The following is a 17,451-nucleotide window of genomic DNA, read 5'->3' as shown; positions in this document are numbered from 1 at the left end:
TGCGGGCGGGGAGGGGCAGCGGGCCGGGGCGGACGTCGGACCGGATGGTCGGGGCCGGACGTCGGACCGGACGGTCGGGGTCGGACGTTCGCATGACGCCCGGGGACGACGTTCGTACGCGCCCGGGGACGGGGTGCGTCCCTGCCTCCTCCTGCATCCTGCCGCGAACACCCGGTCACAGTCTGTCCAAAGGCCCAGGGCCATGGACGGGACGGAGTGTTACCACGATGTAAACGCCGGATCGTGCCGTCGGAAGAGCTACCTCCGTTCACTCCGGCGGATACCGGGAATCACACGCCCCTCCTTCTCGCGGTGCCCCGCTGCCGTGCGCGGGCGCCCCCGGCCGGAGGCGGACGGCGGCCGCACGCCGGCGGGCGAGGTGCGAAGATGACCGGACGGCCGGCCCACCGGGACCGCCGGCCGCCCGCCCCGAAGCCCAGCGCAGCGAAAAGGTGAGCACCGTGGCCCAGACAGTCGCCGTCCTCGGGACCGGAAAGATCGGGGAAGCGCTGCTCAGCGGCATGATCCGGGCCGGCTGGAAGCCCGCCGACCTGCTCTGCACGGCGCGCCGCGCCGAGCGCGCCGAGGCCCTGCGCGAGCGCTACGGCGTCGAGGCCGTCGGCAACGCGGACGCCGCCAAGCGCGCCGACACCCTGATCCTGGCCGTCAAGCCGCAGGACATGGCGGCCCTCCTCGACGAGCTCGCCCCGCACCTGCCCGCCGGCCGGCTCGTCATCAGCGCGGCGGCCGGCGTCCCGACCGCCTTCTTCGAGGAGCGGCTCCCGGCCGGTATCCCCGTCGTCCGCGTCATGCCCAACACCCCCGTCCTCGTCGACGAGGGCATGTCGGTCATCTCCGGCGGCACCCACGCCACCGAGGACCACCTGCTGCGCACCGAGGCGATCTTCAAGCCGGTCGGCAAGACACTGCGCGTCCCCGAGTCCCAGCAGGACGCGGCGACCGCCCTCTCCGGCTCCGGCCCCGCGTACTTCTACTTCCTCGTCGAGGCCATGACCGACGCCGGCATCCTCCTCGGCCTGCCCCGGGACAAGGCCCACGACCTCATCGTCCAGGCCGCCATCGGCGCCGCCGTCATGCTCCGCGACAGCGGCGAACACCCCGTCAAGCTCCGCGAGGCGGTCACCTCCCCGGCCGGGACGACGATCAACGCCATCCGCGAGCTGGAGAAGCACGGGGTGCGGCATGCCCTGATCGCGGCCCTGGAGGCCGCCCGTGACCGCAGCCGCGAGCTGGCCTCCGGGACCGGCTGATCCTTCAACGGGCGGGGAGCAGGCCGATCGCCCGGTACGCCGCGTCGACCGTGGGCCGTGCCAGCTCCCGCGCCCGGCGGGCGCCGTCCCGCAGGACGCCGTCCACGTACGCCGGGTCGGCGCACAGCTCCGCGTGCCGCTCGCGCACCGGACGCAGCAGCTCCACCACCGCGTCGGCGGTGTCCTTCTTCAACGCCCCGTACGAGGAGTAGCCCGCGGCCAGTTCCCCGGGCTCCTTGCCGGTGCAGGCCGCCAGCAGCTCCAGCAGGTTCGTCACCCCGGGCTTCGCCGCCCGGTCGTACGCGACCTCGGCGCCGCTGTCGGTCACCGCGCGCATCACCTTCCGGCGCACCACGTCCGGCTCGTCGAGCAGGTACACGATCCCCGAGGTCTCGGCGTGCGACTTGCCCATCTTCGACGTCGGGTCCTGGAGGTCCATCACCCGCGCGGCGACCGGCGGGAGCACGGCCCTGGGCACGGTGAACGTCTGCCCGTACCGCTGGTTGAAGCGGACCGCCAGATCTCGGGTCAGCTCGACGTGCTGTGCCTGGTCGTCGCCGACCGGGACCTCGTCCGCGCCGTAGGCGAGGATGTCCGCCGCCATGAGCACGGGATAGGTGAGGAGCGAGAGCCGCACGCTGCCGCCGGTCTCCCGCTCGCGCACCGACTTCTCCTTGTACTGGATCATCCGGCGCATCTCTCCGTCGGACGCCGTGCACTCCAGGAGATAGGAGAGGCGCGTGTGCTCGTCGACGTGGCTCTGGACGAACAGGGTGCACAGGGTGGGGTCCAGCCCGGCGGCGAGCATGAGGGTGGCCGCCTGGCGGCTGAGCCGGCGGACCCGGGCGGGGTCGTGGTCCACGGTCAGCGCGTGCAGGTCCACCACGCAGAAGATCGCCTCGGCACGGTGCTGGTCCGACTCGACCCACTGCCGGAGGGCGCCGAGGTAGTTGCCCAGAGTGAGGTGGCCGGTCGGTTTGATGCCGCTGAAGATGCGCGTCATGGGGAGGTTCGTCTCCTCGGTCTTGTCTCGGTCGAGGGACCACCGCCACGGACAGCAAAAACGGCCGCCGAGGCGGCGGCCGTGGGGTGCGTGCGCGAGCTGCGCGAAGGGGTGGCCGCCGTCAGGCGGGCCACCACTGGCGCTTGCACACGTGCTGGGTCATGCCCCCGACCGTACGCTCCCGAATCCGCTTGCGCCACGGGTTTGATCAGGGTTACGGGCTCGTGTAGGGTTCTTCGAGTTGCCACGGCGTCCGCGAGGAAGCCGGGGCGGCGTTTCACGCCAGCTCGGCGGGATCCACTACTGCACGGCCCCTGAACGGGATGAATTTCGGCATGCCGGAATTCGGTTCCGGACTCCGATTAGGAGTCGCCGGGGAAATCCGCTAAAGTAGTGATCACGCCGGGACGCGAAAGCGGAAGGCGGGAAACAAACCCCCTCCAACGGGGACCGGAAATGGATTCCGAGCCGGAAACGGAACGGAAAACGGATCTGGTAAGGTTGGAAACACCGAAGGGAAGCGCCCGGAGGAAAGCCGAGACAGAGTCTCGGTGAGTACGAAGGAAGCGTCCGTTCCTTGAGAACTCAACAGCGTGCCAAAAGTCAACGCCAGACTATAAAACAACCCCGTCCCGGCTGGTTTTGCCGGTTGGGATGAGGTTCCTTTGAAAAACACAGCGAGGACGCTGTGAACGGCCGGGCTTATTCCGCCTGGCTGTTCCGCTCAACGCGAGTGTTGAACCGGATTACCGGTACACATTCACGGAGAGTTTGATCCTGGCTCAGGACGAACGCTGGCGGCGTGCTTAACACATGCAAGTCGAACGATGAAGCCGCTTCGGTGGTGGATTAGTGGCGAACGGGTGAGTAACACGTGGGCAATCTGCCCTGCACTCTGGGACAAGCCCTGGAAACGGGGTCTAATACCGGATACGACCTTCGAAGGCATCTTTGAAGGTGGAAAGCTCCGGCGGTGCAGGATGAGCCCGCGGCCTATCAGCTTGTTGGTGGGGTGATGGCCTACCAAGGCGACGACGGGTAGCCGGCCTGAGAGGGCGACCGGCCACACTGGGACTGAGACACGGCCCAGACTCCTACGGGAGGCAGCAGTGGGGAATATTGCACAATGGGCGAAAGCCTGATGCAGCGACGCCGCGTGAGGGATGACGGCCTTCGGGTTGTAAACCTCTTTCAGCAGGGAAGAAGCGAAAGTGACGGTACCTGCAGAAGAAGCGCCGGCTAACTACGTGCCAGCAGCCGCGGTAATACGTAGGGCGCAAGCGTTGTCCGGAATTATTGGGCGTAAAGAGCTCGTAGGCGGCTTGTCGCGTCGGATGTGAAAGCCCGGGGCTTAACCCCGGGTCTGCATTCGATACGGGCAGGCTAGAGTTCGGTAGGGGAGATCGGAATTCCTGGTGTAGCGGTGAAATGCGCAGATATCAGGAGGAACACCGGTGGCGAAGGCGGATCTCTGGGCCGATACTGACGCTGAGGAGCGAAAGCGTGGGGAGCGAACAGGATTAGATACCCTGGTAGTCCACGCCGTAAACGTTGGGCACTAGGTGTGGGCGACATTCCACGTCGTCCGTGCCGCAGCTAACGCATTAAGTGCCCCGACTGGGGAGTACGGTCGCAAGGCTAAAAATCAAATGAATTGACGGGGGCCCGCACAAGCAGCGGAGCATGTGGCTTAATTCGACGCAACGCGAAGAACCTTACCAAGGCTTGACATACACCGGAAACGGCCAGAGATGGTCGCCCCCTTGTGGTCGGTGTACAGGTGGTGCATGGCTGTCGTCAGCTCGTGTCGTGAGATGTTGGGTTAAGTCCCGCAACGAGCGCAACCCTTGTTCTGTGTTGCCAGCATGCCTTTCGGGGTGATGGGGACTCACAGGAGACTGCCGGGGTCAACTCGGAGGAAGGTGGGGACGACGTCAAGTCATCATGCCCCTTATGTCTTGGGCTGCACACGTGCTACAATGGCCGGTACAATGAGCTGCGATGCCGTGAGGTGGAGCGAATCTCAAAAAGCCGGTCTCAGTTCGGATTGGGGTCTGCAACTCGACCCCATGAAGTTGGAGTTGCTAGTAATCGCAGATCAGCATTGCTGCGGTGAATACGTTCCCGGGCCTTGTACACACCGCCCGTCACGTCACGAAAGTCGGTAACACCCGAAGCCGGTGGCCCAACCCTTGTGGAGGGAGCCGTCGAAGGTGGGACTGGCGATTGGGACGAAGTCGTAACAAGGTAGCCGTACCGGAAGGTGCGGCTGGATCACCTCCTTTCTAAGGAGCACATAGCCGACTGCAGACAAACGTTCTGCACGGTTGCTCATGGGTGGAACGTTGACTATTCGGCACTTTCCGGAAGGGATCATTAGTACTGCTTCGGCGTGGAACGTGAGTCCTGGGTGGAGGGTGTCGGGCACGCTGTTGGGTGTCTGAGGGTACGAGCGTGAGCTTGTTGCCTTCTGCCGGCCCCAGTGAACTCGATGCTTCGGTGTCGGGGTGGTGGGTGGCTGGTCGTTGTTTGAGAACTGCACAGTGGACGCGAGCATCTGTGGCCAAGTTTTTAAGGGCGCACGGTGGATGCCTTGGCACCAGGAACCGATGAAGGACGTGGGAGGCCGCGATAGGCCCCGGGGAGCTGTCAACCGAGCTGTGATCCGGGGGTGTCCGAATGGGGAAACCCGGCAGTCGTCATGGGCTGTCACCCGCTGCTGAACACATAGGCAGTGTGGAGGGAACGCGGGGAAGTGAAACATCTCAGTACCCGCAGGAAGAGAAAACAACCGTGATTCCGGGAGTAGTGGCGAGCGAAACTGGATGAGGCCAAACCTACGACGTGTGATACCCGGCAGGGGTTGCGTCGTGGGGGTTGTGGGATCTCTCTTCAACAGTCTGCCGGCTGTTGGACGAGTCAGAAACCGTTGATGTAGGCGAAGGACATGCGAAAGGTCCGGCGTAGAGGGTAAGACCCCCGTAGCTGAAACATTAGCGGCTCGTTTGAGAGACACCCAAGTAGCACGGGGCCCGAGAAATCCCGTGTGAATCTGGCGGGACCACCCGTTAAGCCTAAATATTCCCTGGTGACCGATAGCGGATAGTACCGTGAGGGAATGGTGAAAAGTACCGCGGGAGCGGAGTGAAATATTACCTGAAACCGTGTGCCTACAAGCCGTGGGAGCGTCGCATCGAGTGCTTGCACTCGGTGTCGTGACTGCGTGCCTTTTGAAGAATGAGCCTGCGAGTTTGCGGTGTGTTGCGAGGTTAACCCGTGTGGGGAAGCCGTAGCGAAAGCGAGTCCGAATAGGGCGACCCAGTAGCGCGCCCAAGACCCGAAGCGGAGTGATCTAGCCATGGGCAGGTTGAAGCGGAGGTAAGACTTCGTGGAGGACCGAACCCACCAGGGTTGAAAACCTGGGGGATGACCTGTGGTTAGGGGTGAAAGGCCAATCAAACTCCGTGATAGCTGGTTCTCCCCGAAATGCATTTAGGTGCAGCGTCGTGTGTTTCTTGCCGGAGGTAGAGCACTGGATAGGCGATGGGCCCTACCGGGTTACTGACCTTAGCCAAACTCCGAATGCCGGTAAGTGAGAGCGCGGCAGTGAGACTGTGGGGGATAAGCTCCATGGTCGAGAGGGAAACAGCCCAGAGCATCGACTAAGGCCCCTAAGCGTACGCTAAGTGGGAAAGGATGTGGAGTCGCAGAGACAACCAGGAGGTTGGCTTAGAAGCAGCCACCCTTGAAAGAGTGCGTAATAGCTCACTGGTCAAGTGATTCCGCGCCGACAATGTAGCGGGGCTCAAGCGTACCGCCGAAGTCGTGTCATTCATACAACAGCCCTAACGGGTGTGTGGATGGGTAGGGGAGCGTCGTGTGCCGGGTGAAGCAGCCGCGGAAGCGAGTTGTGGACGGTTCACGAGTGAGAATGCAGGCATGAGTAGCGATACACACGTGGGAAACGTGTGCGCCGATTGACTAAGGGTTCCTGGGTCAAGCTGATCTGCCCAGGGTAAGTCGGGACCTAAGGCGAGGCCGACAGGCGTAGTCGATGGACAACCGGTTGATATTCCGGTACCCGCTTTGAAACGCCCAATATCGAATCAGGCGATGCTAAGTCCGTGAAGCCGTCCTGGATCCTTCGGGTGAAGGGAAGTGGTGGAGCCGACGGACCAGACTTGTAGTAGGTAAGCGATGGGGTGACGCAGGAAGGTAGTCCAGCCCGGGCGGTGGTTGTCCCGGGGTAAGGGTGTAGGCCGTGTGGTAGGCAAATCCGTCACACGTTAAGGCTGAGACCTGATGCCGAGCCGATTGTGGTGAAGTGGATGATCCTATGCTGTCGAGAAAAGCCTCTAGCGAGTTTCATGGCGGCCCGTACCCTAAACCGACTCAGGTGGTCAGGTAGAGAATACCGAGGCGTTCGGGTGAACTATGGTTAAGGAACTCGGCAAAATGCCCCCGTAACTTCGGGAGAAGGGGGGCCATGTCCGGTGATGAGTCTTGCACTCTGAGCTGGGTGTGGCCGCAGAGACCAGCGAGAAGCGACTGTTTACTAAAAACACAGGTCCGTGCGAAGCCGTAAGGCGATGTATACGGACTGACGCCTGCCCGGTGCTGGAACGTTAAGGGGACCGGTTAGCTCCATTTCGGTGGGGCGAAGCTGAGAACTTAAGCGCCAGTAAACGGCGGTGGTAACTATAACCATCCTAAGGTAGCGAAATTCCTTGTCGGGTAAGTTCCGACCTGCACGAATGGCGTAACGACTTCTCGACTGTCTCAACCATAGGCCCGGTGAAATTGCACTACGAGTAAAGATGCTCGTTTCGCGCAGCAGGACGGAAAGACCCCGGGACCTTTACTATAGCTTGATATTGGTGTTCGGTTCGGCTTGTGTAGGATAGGTGGGAGACTGTGAAGCATGCACGCCAGTGTGTGTGGAGTCGTCGTTGAAATACCACTCTGGTCGTGCTGGATGTCTAACCTGGGTCCGTGATCCGGATCAGGGACAGTGTCTGGTGGGTAGTTTAACTGGGGCGGTTGCCTCCTAAAGGGTAACGGAGGCGCCCAAAGGTTCCCTCAGCCTGGTTGGCAATCAGGTGTTGAGTGTAAGTGCACAAGGGAGCTTGACTGTGAGACCGACGGGTCGAGCAGGGACGAAAGTCGGGACTAGTGATCCGGCGGTGGCTTGTGGAAGCGCCGTCGCTCAACGGATAAAAGGTACCCCGGGGATAACAGGCTGATCTTCCCCAAGAGTCCATATCGACGGGATGGTTTGGCACCTCGATGTCGGCTCGTCGCATCCTGGGGCTGGAGTCGGTCCCAAGGGTTGGGCTGTTCGCCCATTAAAGCGGTACGCGAGCTGGGTTTAGAACGTCGTGAGACAGTTCGGTCCCTATCCGCTGTGCGCGTAGGAGTCTTGAGAAGGGCTGTCCCTAGTACGAGAGGACCGGGACGGACGAACCTCTGGTGTGCCAGTTGTTCTGCCAAGGGCATGGCTGGTTGGCTACGTTCGGGAGGGATAACCGCTGAAAGCATCTAAGCGGGAAGCCTGCTTCGAGATGAGGACTCCCACCCACTTGATGGGGTAAGGCTCCCAGTAGACGACTGGGTTGATAGGCCAGATATGGAAGCCGGGTAACCGGTGGAGTTGACTGGTACTAATAGGCCGAGGGCTTGTCCTCAGTTGCTCGCGTCCACTGTGTTGGTTCTGAAACCACGAACAACCATTGCCGGTTGTTGATATGTTTCGTAGTGTTTCGGTGGTCATAGCGTTAGGGAAACGCCCGGTTACATTCCGAACCCGGAAGCTAAGCCTTTCAGCGCCGATGGTACTGCATGGGGGACCGTGTGGGAGAGTAGGACGCCGCCGAACTAAATTTGATAAAGCCGTAGGTCCCGGATCGTGGAAACGATCCGGGACCTACGGCTTTTCTGCGTTTACCGATACGGTGACCGCCATGAGCGGTCGCGCGCAGCTGATGTGGGACGAAGCGGTCACCGGCTATGACTTCGGCCCCGGACATCCCATGGATCCGGTACGGCTCTCCCTCACCATGCGCCTGGTCGAGGCGTACGGCCTGGACAAGGCGATGCGGGTGGTGGCCGCCAGGCCCGCCGGGGAGTCGACGCTGCGGCTGGTGCACCGTCAGGACTACATCGACGCCGTACGCGCGGCGTCCGCCGATCCCCGGGAGGCCGATGCCTCGTACGGCCTGGGGACGCCCGACGATCCCGCCTTCGAGGGGATGCACGATGCCGCCGCGCTGATCGCCGGCCAATCCGTCGGCGCCGCCGAGGCCATCTGGCGGGGCGAGGCCCTGCACGCGGTGAACTTCGCCGGCGGGCTGCACCACGCGATGCCCGGAGCGGCGTCCGGCTTCTGCGTCTACAACGACGCCGCCCTCGCCGTCGCCCGGCTGCTCGAACTCGGCGCGGAACGCGTCGCGTACGTCGACGTGGACGTGCACCACGGCGACGGGGTGCAGGCCGCGTTCTGGGAGGACCCCCGGGTGCTGACGGTCTCTCTGCACGAGCACCCCCACACCCTCTTCCCGCAGACGGGCTGGCCCGAAGAGACCGGTGCGCCCGGCGCCGAGGGCACGGCGGTCAACATCGCGCTGCCGGCCGGGACGGGGGACGCGGGGTGGCTGCGGGCCTTCCACGCCGTCGTGCCGGAACTCCTGGCGGCCTTCCGGCCGCAGGTGTTGGTGACCCAGCACGGCGCCGACACCCACTTCGAGGACCCGCTCGCCCATCTGACGGTGTCCCTGGACGCCCAGCGGCTGGTCGTCGAGGCCTGTCACACCCTGGCGCACGAGCACGCGGAGGGCCGCTGGGTGTCCCTCGGCGGGGGCGGCTACGCGGTGGTCGACGTGGTGCCGCGGGCGTGGACCCATCTGTGTGCCGTCGCCGCCGGACGGCCGGTGGACCCCGAGTCCGCGGTGCCGGAGGAGTGGCGGGACGAAGTCTTCCGGCGCACACGGCAGTTGGGGCCGCTGCGGATGACCGACGGGCTGCGGCCCGCGTGGCGGGACTTCGGGACGTCCGGCTACGACCCGGCCGACCGGCTGGACCAGGCGATCCTGGCCACCCGCCGCGCGGTCTTCCCGGCCCACGGACTCCTGCCCTGACCCGACCGATGGGCCGACCGATGGGCCGGGTGCGGGCCGGGTCCCGTAGCCCGTGCTCCCCCCGCGGCGTTAGTCGCTGCGTGGAACGCTTGCGCGCACACCTGCTCGCGGCCGGTCTCGCCGGCCCCGTGGCCACGACCCGGGAGCGGAGCCTGGCCCGTTATCGGCGGTTCGTCGCCCGGGACCCCCGGGTGCTGATGGGGCTGGAGCCGGAAAGTGACTGGCGCTTCGAGGAGTTGTTGCGCCTGATGGGTCGTCGGTGTGGAGTTTCGGCCGATCCCGCACATACTTCCGGGCATGATGTGATCGACCCCGACCGCACGCTGGCGGCACTCGGTGTCTTCGCCGAGCGGGTCGCCACGGCCGCCGCGACGGGCGCTCCGGTGCTGATCGGCACCGGCCACCCCCACCGGCTCCTGGGTTTCTACGCCGGGTTGGCCGCAGGCCTCTCAGCGGTGGGATGTGCTGTCCTCACCCCTGCGCAGGGTCGAAGTATCGACATAACGACCCGGTTTGGCGTACGCACATACAACCTTGACTACGTCCGAGGAGTCGCGATGGTGCGCGAACCCGGCGCGTGCGCCACCGCGAATGAGCCCGGCGCACATACGCATTCACCCCTCCCGCTTCGTACTGCACTCGCTGCTGCGGGAGATGGCGACGGCCCTCTTCCGGCCCTGGTCATCGGGGACCACGGATGGGTCTGCGGGGCAGGTCAACTGGGCTTTGAGGCCATCGGACTGGCGGATTCCGACGACCCGGCGCCGTTCGTCGCCGAGGCCGAGGGGCGGGTGTCCGCCGTCGTTCCGCTTGATGACACTGTGCGGTCTGATTACTACCGACCGCTTACTCGCTATGTACTCAATCGAGCGTGTCTGTCACGGTAGGCGGCCGATGGCTGCTCCTCTTCCCCACTCGCATCACCCGCCCCTAATCTGGGGAGTGAGCGCGCAGCGACGAGGAGTCACCGGAGGGGAAGCCGGTGCGCGTCATGTGCGGAAGGTTCAGGTGTGTCATGGCTGCTGGCGAGAGGCCTCTCAACGAGGTCGTGTTCCTGACCGTGGCGGAAGTCGCCGCGGTGATGCGCGTGTCCAAGATGACCGTGTACCGCTTGGTGCACAGCGGTCATCTGCCGGCGATCCGGGTGGGTAGGTCCTTCCGGGTCCCAGAGCAGGCGGTGCACGAGTACCTCCGTGAGTCCTTCGTGGGGGTGGAAACCGCCTGACGAGGACCTCGGATTACGCTGTTCGCCCGGTGCCGGGTAGGCTGGCCCGATGTAGGTCGTGTGGGCTCGGACGCCCCGCACCGAGTGAATCGATGTAAGCGAGGGTAGTCGTGGGCTCTGTTATCAAGAAGCGGCGCAAGCGGATGGCCAAGAAGAAGCACCGCAAGCTGCTCAAGCGCACTCGCGTTCAGCGCCGCAACAAGAAGTAAGCGCTGCCGCAAGAAGTAGGCAGCGTCGCTGTGTTCGTCCCGCAGCCCTCCCACCGCTCCGGCGGTGGGAGGGCTGCGGTGCGTCCGGGGCCCGCGCGGCCTGCGGCGCATCGCGGTGCGTGAGCCTCTCGCTACGGCTTGAAATGTCGCCCCGGTGACGGGCTCTCGTCACAGCGCCCCGGCGACCCGCTACGGTGGCCGCCAACAGGGCAGCCGTTCCCGGGTGTGAGGGAGGGCCCGACCGAAGGGAAGGCACTGATCTTGGGCAGGGTCGTGCTCGTCACCGGAGTCGCCCGTCGGCTGGGCGGCCGTTTCGTCCGCCGCCTGACGCGCGAGCCGGGTGTCGAACGGGTCATCGGGGTGGACGCGGTGCCACCCGGGCACCATCTCGGCGGGGCCGATTTCGTACGGGCGGACATCCGCCACCCGGCGATCGCCCGGGTCCTGACCGAGCACGCGGTGGACACGGTCGTCCACCTGGACGTGAACGGCACCCCGCTCGGCAAGCGGGGCAGCCGGACGGCGGTCAAGGAGACCAACGTCATCGGCACCATGCAGCTGCTGGGCGCCTGCCAGAAGGCCCCCGCCGTGAAGCGGCTGGTGGTCAGGTCCAGCACCGGCGTCTACGGGTCCGCGCCGCGCGACCCCGCGGTGTTCACCGAGACCACGCCGCCCAAGTCGCTGCCCGGCGGCGGCTTCGCCAAGGACGCCGTCGAGGTCGAGGGCTATGTGCGCGGCTTCGCCCGCCGGCGGCCGGACGTGGCGGTGTGCGTGCTGCGCTTCGCCCACCTCATCGGGCCCGGCGCCGATTCGCCGCTCGCCGAGTACTTCTCGCTGCCCGTGCTCCCCACGGTCCTGGGCTTCGACCCCCGGCTGCAGTTCCTGCACGAGGACGACGCCGTCGAGGCGCTGCGGATCGCCGCGGGGGAGCCCGCCAGGGGCACGCTCAACAGCGGGACGTTCAACATCGCCGGGGACGGCGTGATCCTGCTCTCCCAGGCCGCCAGGCGCCTCGGGCGCCCCACCCTTCCGTTCCTCGCCACCGGCGTCGCCTGGGCCGGCTCCGCGCTGCGCGCGCTGGGGATGCTGGACTTCTCCCGGGAACAGATCCGGCTGCTCACCCACGGCCGGGTCGTGGACACCACCCAGATGCGGGAGACTCTCGGCTTCCACCCCCGGTACACCTCGGCCGGGGCCTTCGCCGACTTCACGCGCAGCCGCGGCACGGGACTGCTGCCGCCGCACGCCCTCGCCCGTACCGTCGACCGGATCGCCGCCGCGGTGCCTGCCGGCCGCGGCCTGAACTGAGGAGCGCACGCACCATGGCGGACGCGAAGGTCATCCCGTTCGGCGAGGAGCCGCGTTCCAAGCGGCGTCCCAGGCGCGGCGGCACGGCCCGTACGAACCGGGCGGCGGCGCCGCTCGCGCCCGTCCCGCAGCCGCGCGACGAGGAGGGGCCCGCGGCCCCGCAGGAGCCCGCTGCGGCCCCCGGCGGGCAGGTGCGGACGGACGGCCCGGGATGGGAGCGCAGGCTCGCCCACGGGCTGGAGTTCCTGCGCCGCCGGATCACCGGCGACTACGAGGTGGACGAGTTCGGCTTCGACGCGGAGCTCACCGACCAGGTCCTGATGTCGGCGCTGCGCCCGCTGTACGAGAAGTACTTCCGGGTCGAGGTGCGGGGCATCGAGAACATCCCGGAGAAGGGCGCGGCCCTGGTCGTCGCCAACCACTCCGGGACGCTGCCGGTCGACGGCCTGATGCTCCAGGTCGCCGTGCACGACCGTCATCCGGCGGAGCGGCACCTCCGGATGCTCGCCGCCGACCTGGTCTTCATGCTGCCGGGGATCAACGAGGTCTCCCGCAAGCTCGGGCACACCCTGGCCTGTGCCGAGGACGCGCAGCGGCTGCTGGAGCGCGGCGAGTTGGTCGGGGTGATGCCGGAGGGCTTCAAGGGGATCGGCAAGCCGTTCTCCGAGCGGTACCGGCTGCAGCGCTTCGGCCGGGGCGGCTTCGTCTCGACGGCGCTGCGGGCCGGGGCGCCGATCGTGCCGTGCTCGATCGTCGGGGCGGAGGAGATCTATCCGATGGTCGGCAACTCCAAGACGCTGGCGAGGCTGTTGGGACTGCCGTACTTCCCGCTGACGCCGACGTTCCCCTGGCTGGGGCCGCTCGGGGCGGTGCCGCTGCCGACGAAGTGGACGATCCAGTTCGGCGAGCCGGTGCCCACGGACGGCTATCCGCCGGAGGCGGCGGACGATCCGATGCTGATGTTCAACCTCACCGACCAGGTGCGGGAGACGATTCAGCACACGCTCTACAAGCTGCTCGTGCAACGGCGGTCGGTGTTCTTCTGACAGCAGGGCTGCCCGACACCGACCGCCGTGGGGACCGACGTTGAGGAGATCGCGGCTGACGGCCGCGATCACTTCCGGTCCTGAGTGATCACCTCTGATCCTCGCCGGGCGGGATGCCCAGCCTCGGAAGGATGTCCGGGAGCAGGGGCGGGATGGTCAACTCCGGCTGCTTGGAGGGCTTGCCGTCCTTGCCGTGCGGCGTACCGGACGGGCTCTGACCCTGGCTCTGGCTCTCGGACGGGGACGCCGGGTGCAGCAGCCCGGTGCCGCCGAGGAGCCCCTCCTGCTCGTCCTGGCTGCCCGCGCTCGGCGGGACGGACCGGTCGGCCGCGTGCTTGCCGCCGCCCGACGAGGTGCGGGGCGACGGGGCGCCGTGGGACGGGCTGCCCGGGGCGCCGGGGCGGGCGGGTGCGCCGCCCTTGCCATGGGTCTGGCGCTGGTCGTGGCCCTGCAGCAGGGACTGCAGCGGGGCGATCTCGTCGTCTATGGCGGTGAACGCCGAACTGACCTGGTCCCGGACGTCGTTGAGGGGGAGGGGCAGCCGGTCGCGCAGCTGGCCCCAGCCCTCGCGGTGCGAGGAGTTGAACGAGGAGAGCAGCTTGAGCGGGCCGAGGGAGCCGTCGCGCTCGTAGGCGGCGCGGAGCAGGCGGTGGCCCTCGGAGACGTCCTGGCGCATGCCCGAGAGGGTCCGGCGGATCTCGCCCAGCGACTCGTGGTCCAGATGGCCGGAGCGGCCGCGCTCCATGAGGCGGCGGGCCTCCTGGAGCCGGGTGGACGCCTGGTCGAGGAGGATGCCGCCGCGCTCGGAGTCGTTGTCGGCCATGCCGAGCTTCAGGTCCTCCATGCCGCGCTTGAGGCCGTAGAGGGTGTCGCCGGGGAGGGCGTTGGAGCTGGCGGCGGCGACGCCGCCGAGCGCTCCGGCGGCCACGCCCACGGTGAGCCCGCCGGCCGCCAGCCCCTTGGACCAGCGGGAGCGCGGCTTGAGGCGGCTCAGCGGATTGGCCCGGTGGGACCCCCGGCCGGCGGCCCGTTCGCCCGGGGCCCTGCGCGGCTCGGGGACCGCGGTGGCGGCGCCGGCGAAATGGGCCTCCATGGCGGCGATCAGCTGCGCCCGCTGCACGGTCCTGACCTCGGGATCAAGCTCCGGGGCGGGCAGTCGGTTCAGCCCGCCCGCCAGCGTCAGCAGCTTCCCCTGCTCGGCGTCGTCCGCCGGTGGGCCGGTCCGTGCGGCCGCCTCGCCCTGGAGTTCCTGCTCCTCCAGGGCTTGGGCGAAGGCGTTCGCCCGCCGGTGCGCCGAAACGTTCGCGATCACTGGCGGCACCTCCTCTCGTCATGACGATCGACTCCCCCGAATACCTGGAGGTTGCACGCCTTGAGGGCATCCACTCGATCGAGTGAGTGATTGCGGGCATGGCGCGACGCGGGAAGTCTGCATCCCGGACAACGAGCGGCGTGGCAGTCGGGTTACGCGCCGGTCGTCAGCGGGCGTCGTCGGGGAGGAGCCGGGCGAGGGTGCGGACCGCGCGGTACTGGAGGGTCTTGATCGCGCCCTCGTTCTTCCCCATGACCCGGGCGGTCTCGGCGACCGACAGGCCCTGGAGGAAGCGGAGGGTCACGCACTCCTGCTGCTGGGGGTTGAGCTTGCGCACCGCCTCCAACAGGGCGGCGTTGGACAGGGATTCGAGGACGGAGTCCTCGGGGCTGCGCTCGACCTCGTTGGCGTCGAGCATCTCGCCGGTGGTGACCTCCAGACGGAAGCGGGAGGACTTGAAGTGGTCGGCGACGAGGTTGCGGGCGATGGTCACCAGCCAGGCGCCGAAGTCGCGGCCCTGCCAGGTGAAGGTGCCGATGCGGCGCAGGGCGCGCAGGAACGTCTCACTGGTGAGGTCCTCGGCCGTGGCCCGGCCCCCGACGCGGTAGTAGATGTAGCGGTAGACGGTGTCGGCGTACTGGTCGTAGAGCCGGCCGAAGGCCTCGGACTCGCCGGCCTGGGCACGCTCGACCAGGTCCAGCATCCGGGCGCTGTCGCTGTCGGCGCTGGGGCGGCGGGTGGTCGTGGCGGCGGCGCCGGTGCCGCGCCGGGCGCGTCTGCCCACCGCGGCGCCGGCTTCGGCGAGGGCGTAGCAGGGGCTCCGTTGCCCGGCAGAGCCTACGGCTACCGCGGGGGCGGGCGTGGCGAGGGCGGGGACGGCGTACGCGGTGGGGACGAAGCCGCGCAGGCGGTCGACGACCGCTGCGCGCAGCGTAGCCAGGCCCGAGGCGTCAACCCCGACGTGTGGGTACACGGGACTCCCAGAGGCAGAGCTTCCATCACGTGCAGTTCCGGTCCGTTCACTCGTCGTAGGGACAAGCGGGGGACCGGATTGCGTCTGAGGAGAATAACCCTTCGTACAGGCAGCGCTACGCCGAGTTGCTCAATTCATCGTTTCCGTTCGCTCTCTCGCCTATTGCCGCCCGTTCAAATATCGAACCGCTAACAGAAGTTGACCGTATTTGCTTTGGGTGTGGCCGATTGGGCAGCGTGTTGTGGTAATCCGGACACGGCAGGACTGCCGGGGGTTGTGTGGGGGTATGACAACCGGATTGCCTGTGGGGGACCGGTGGTGACGCTGTGTCGTCAAAGGCGCGCCTGCGGCTCGCCTGTGTGATCGCCCGATCCGGTGATCCGCCGGGCCGGCGTTGTTCGGGCGTCGTCCGGGGCCGGATCAGGGGCGGACGGGGCCGGGCGCGGCGGGAGTCGGCGGGCCGGTCAGCGGCGGCGGCGGTGCAGTGCGGCGGCCGCGGCGGCGCCGCCCGCCAGGGCGCCGAGGCCCACCGCGGCGGGGATGCCGATCCGGGCCGCCTTGCGGCCGGTGCGGTAGTCGCGCAGCCGCCAGCCGCGCTCGCGGGCGTGCTCGCGCAGCCCGGCGTCGGGGTTGACCGCGCAGGGGTGGCCGACCAGCGAGAGCATCGGGATGTCGTTGGCGGAGTCGCTGTAGGCGGCGCAGCGGGACAGGTCCAGGCCCTCGGCCGCGGCGAGCGCGCGGACGGCCTCGGCCTTGGCGGGGCCGTGCAGCATCTCGCCGACGAGCCGCCCGGTGTAGACGCCGCCGACGGACTCGGCGACGGTGCCGAGCGCGCCGGTCAGGCCGAGCCGGCGGGCGATGATCGTCGCGGTCTCCACCGGGGCGGCGGTGACCAGCCAGACCTTCTGGCCCGCGTCGAGGTGGGCCTGGGCGAGGGCGCGGGTGCCGGGCCAGATGCGCTCGGCCATGTACTCGTCGTAGATCTCCTCGCCGACGGCCATGAGTTCGGAGACGCGGTGGCCCTTGACGATGGACAGGGCGCTGTCGCGCGCGTCCTGGATGTGCGCGGGGTCCTCGATGCCGGCGAGCCGGAACCAGGTCTGCTGCCAGGCGAAGCGGGCGAGTTCGCGCTTGCGGAAGAAGTGCCGCTTGTAGAGGCCGCGGCCGAAGTGGAAGAGGGCGGCGCCCTGCATCACGGTGTTGTCGAGGTCGAAGAACGCGGCGGCCTTCACGTCGCCGGCGACGGGGAACTCCGGCTCGGGGGCCTGTGCGGTCTCCTCGTGCCGCTCCCGCTCCGCGTGCTCCTGGGCGGACTTGCGGGCTGCCTCCGCCGCCGCTTCGCCCGCCCGCACGCTGCGTGCGGTGGCGGGGCGGCGGGGTGCGAGCCGGGTGAGCCATCCAAGTGCGGCCATGCCGCGAGCATAGCCATTTTGTTCGGAGCGCTCGGTGCGGGAGCAAAGCCTTGGCGCGAACTCTACGTGTCGGTAACGTCACATGGCCCGCCGCGCCCGGGCGGTCAGCCGCCGAGCGCCTTGCGCAGCCGGGCCGGGTCCACGCGCCAGAAGTCGTGCTGTTCGCCGTCCACGAGGACGACGGGGATCTGCTCCCAGTACTTGCGGTGCAGCTCCTCGTCCTGGGTGATGTCCTTCTTCTCCCAGCGGGCGCCGAGTTCGCCGCAGACGGCGGAGATGACGGACTCGGCGTCGTCGCAGAGGTGGCAGCCGGGCTTGCCGACGAGGGTGACGAGGCGGTCGGCGGGATTCTTGCGGCGGCGCAGCAGACTCATGCCGCCCATTGTGCCCGGGGCCGGCCGGGGCTCCGCCGGGGTTCCGGCGGGCCGATTTGGGTGCCTGAGTCGACTACCATCGTGGGCGATTTGTTGGCGTCCGGGAGTTTTTCCGGCCGGGGATGAGGAGTGAACGGCCATGTCCCCGTCCGTCGACCCCTGGTGCGGGTGCGGCGCGTGTGACC

The 17,451-nt window shown here is 67.4% G+C and carries 12 protein-coding genes and 3 rRNA genes; 10 read left to right on the top strand and 5 right to left on the bottom strand.

Annotated elements, in window-relative coordinates:
• The first annotated feature begins 461 nt into the window (after positions 1–461).
• Positions 462–1,271, top strand: a complete 810-nt coding sequence (gene proC / locus AB8735_RS18350) for a pyrroline-5-carboxylate reductase (protein WP_344025032.1) — start codon at positions 462–464, stop codon at positions 1,269–1,271.
• Positions 1,272–1,275: 4 nt separating this feature from the next.
• Here the strand turns inward: proC and trpS are convergent, their stop codons facing one another.
• Positions 1,276–2,274 (bottom strand): tryptophan--tRNA ligase, encoded by a 999-nt coding sequence (gene trpS, locus AB8735_RS18345; protein WP_372408468.1) that lies wholly within the window; start codon positions 2,272–2,274, stop codon positions 1,276–1,278.
• Positions 2,275–3,033: 759 nt separating this feature from the next.
• On the opposite strand from trpS, the gene AB8735_RS18340 reads away from it, so the two are divergent.
• From AB8735_RS18340 to AB8735_RS18300, 9 genes are all read left to right on the top strand, one after another.
• Positions 3,034–4,559: ribosomal RNA gene (locus tag AB8735_RS18340) — 16S ribosomal RNA — on the top strand.
• 276 nt (positions 4,560–4,835) lie between these two features.
• A 23S ribosomal RNA gene (locus tag AB8735_RS18335) occupies positions 4,836–7,958 on the top strand.
• 74 nt (positions 7,959–8,032) lie between these two features.
• A 5S ribosomal RNA gene (gene rrf / locus AB8735_RS18330) occupies positions 8,033–8,149 on the top strand.
• The 16S, 23S and 5S rRNA genes sit together here, the layout of an rRNA operon.
• Positions 8,150–8,234: 85 nt before the next feature.
• Positions 8,235–9,407: an acetoin utilization protein AcuC gene (locus tag AB8735_RS18325; RefSeq protein ID WP_372408467.1), complete on the top strand. Its 1,173-nt coding sequence runs from the start codon at positions 8,235–8,237 to the stop codon at positions 9,405–9,407.
• 89 nt (positions 9,408–9,496) lie between these two features.
• The gene (locus tag AB8735_RS18320; RefSeq protein WP_344031942.1) at positions 9,497–10,294 is read left to right on the top strand and encodes a phosphatase; all 798 of its coding nucleotides are present in this window, start codon (positions 9,497–9,499) and stop codon (positions 10,292–10,294) included.
• 128 nt (positions 10,295–10,422) lie between these two features.
• Complete coding sequence (locus AB8735_RS18315) at positions 10,423–10,632, top strand: helix-turn-helix domain-containing protein (protein WP_154080489.1); 210 nt, start codon at positions 10,423–10,425, stop codon at positions 10,630–10,632.
• Between the two features lie 110 nt (positions 10,633–10,742).
• A complete protein-coding gene (locus AB8735_RS18310) occupies positions 10,743–10,841 on the top strand; it encodes a 30S ribosomal protein bS22 (RefSeq protein ID WP_003948845.1) in 99 nt (32 codons plus the stop codon).
• 261 nt (positions 10,842–11,102) lie between these two features.
• Positions 11,103–12,149, top strand: a complete 1,047-nt coding sequence (locus tag AB8735_RS18305) for an NAD-dependent epimerase/dehydratase family protein (protein WP_344031932.1) — start codon at positions 11,103–11,105, stop codon at positions 12,147–12,149.
• Between the two features lie 14 nt (positions 12,150–12,163).
• Entirely contained in the window at positions 12,164–13,195 is a 1,032-nt protein-coding gene (locus tag AB8735_RS18300; RefSeq protein WP_372408456.1) for a lysophospholipid acyltransferase family protein, read from the top strand.
• A gap of 88 nt (positions 13,196–13,283) precedes the next feature.
• Here the strand turns inward: AB8735_RS18300 and AB8735_RS18295 are convergent, their stop codons facing one another.
• The 4 genes from AB8735_RS18295 to AB8735_RS18280 all read right to left on the bottom strand — a co-directional run bounded on the left by AB8735_RS18295 (position 13,284) and on the right by AB8735_RS18280 (position 17,275).
• Positions 13,284–14,507 (bottom strand): DUF5667 domain-containing protein, encoded by a 1,224-nt coding sequence (locus AB8735_RS18295; RefSeq protein ID WP_372408455.1) that lies wholly within the window; start codon positions 14,505–14,507, stop codon positions 13,284–13,286.
• Positions 14,508–14,673: 166 nt separating this feature from the next.
• Positions 14,674–15,480: an ECF subfamily RNA polymerase sigma factor, BldN family gene (locus AB8735_RS18290; RefSeq protein WP_344031926.1), complete on the bottom strand. Its 807-nt coding sequence runs from the start codon at positions 15,478–15,480 to the stop codon at positions 14,674–14,676.
• A 464-nt stretch (positions 15,481–15,944) separates the two neighbouring features.
• Positions 15,945–16,892 carry an HAD family hydrolase gene (locus tag AB8735_RS18285; RefSeq protein ID WP_372408454.1) on the bottom strand — a complete coding sequence of 316 codons (948 nt, stop codon included), beginning with the start codon at positions 16,890–16,892 and terminating at the stop codon, positions 15,945–15,947.
• Between the two features lie 104 nt (positions 16,893–16,996).
• Positions 16,997–17,275: a glutaredoxin family protein gene (locus tag AB8735_RS18280; RefSeq protein ID WP_372408453.1), complete on the bottom strand. Its 279-nt coding sequence runs from the start codon at positions 17,273–17,275 to the stop codon at positions 16,997–16,999.
• Between the last annotated feature and the right edge of the window lie 176 nt (positions 17,276–17,451).

This window comes from Streptomyces luteireticuli (assembly GCF_041519305.1).
In the GTDB taxonomy this organism is placed as follows: domain Bacteria; phylum Actinomycetota; class Actinomycetes; order Streptomycetales; family Streptomycetaceae; genus Streptomyces; species Streptomyces luteireticuli.
Note: the sequence above shows the minus strand (reverse complement) of the source record. Positions and strands in the feature narration are given on the sequence as shown.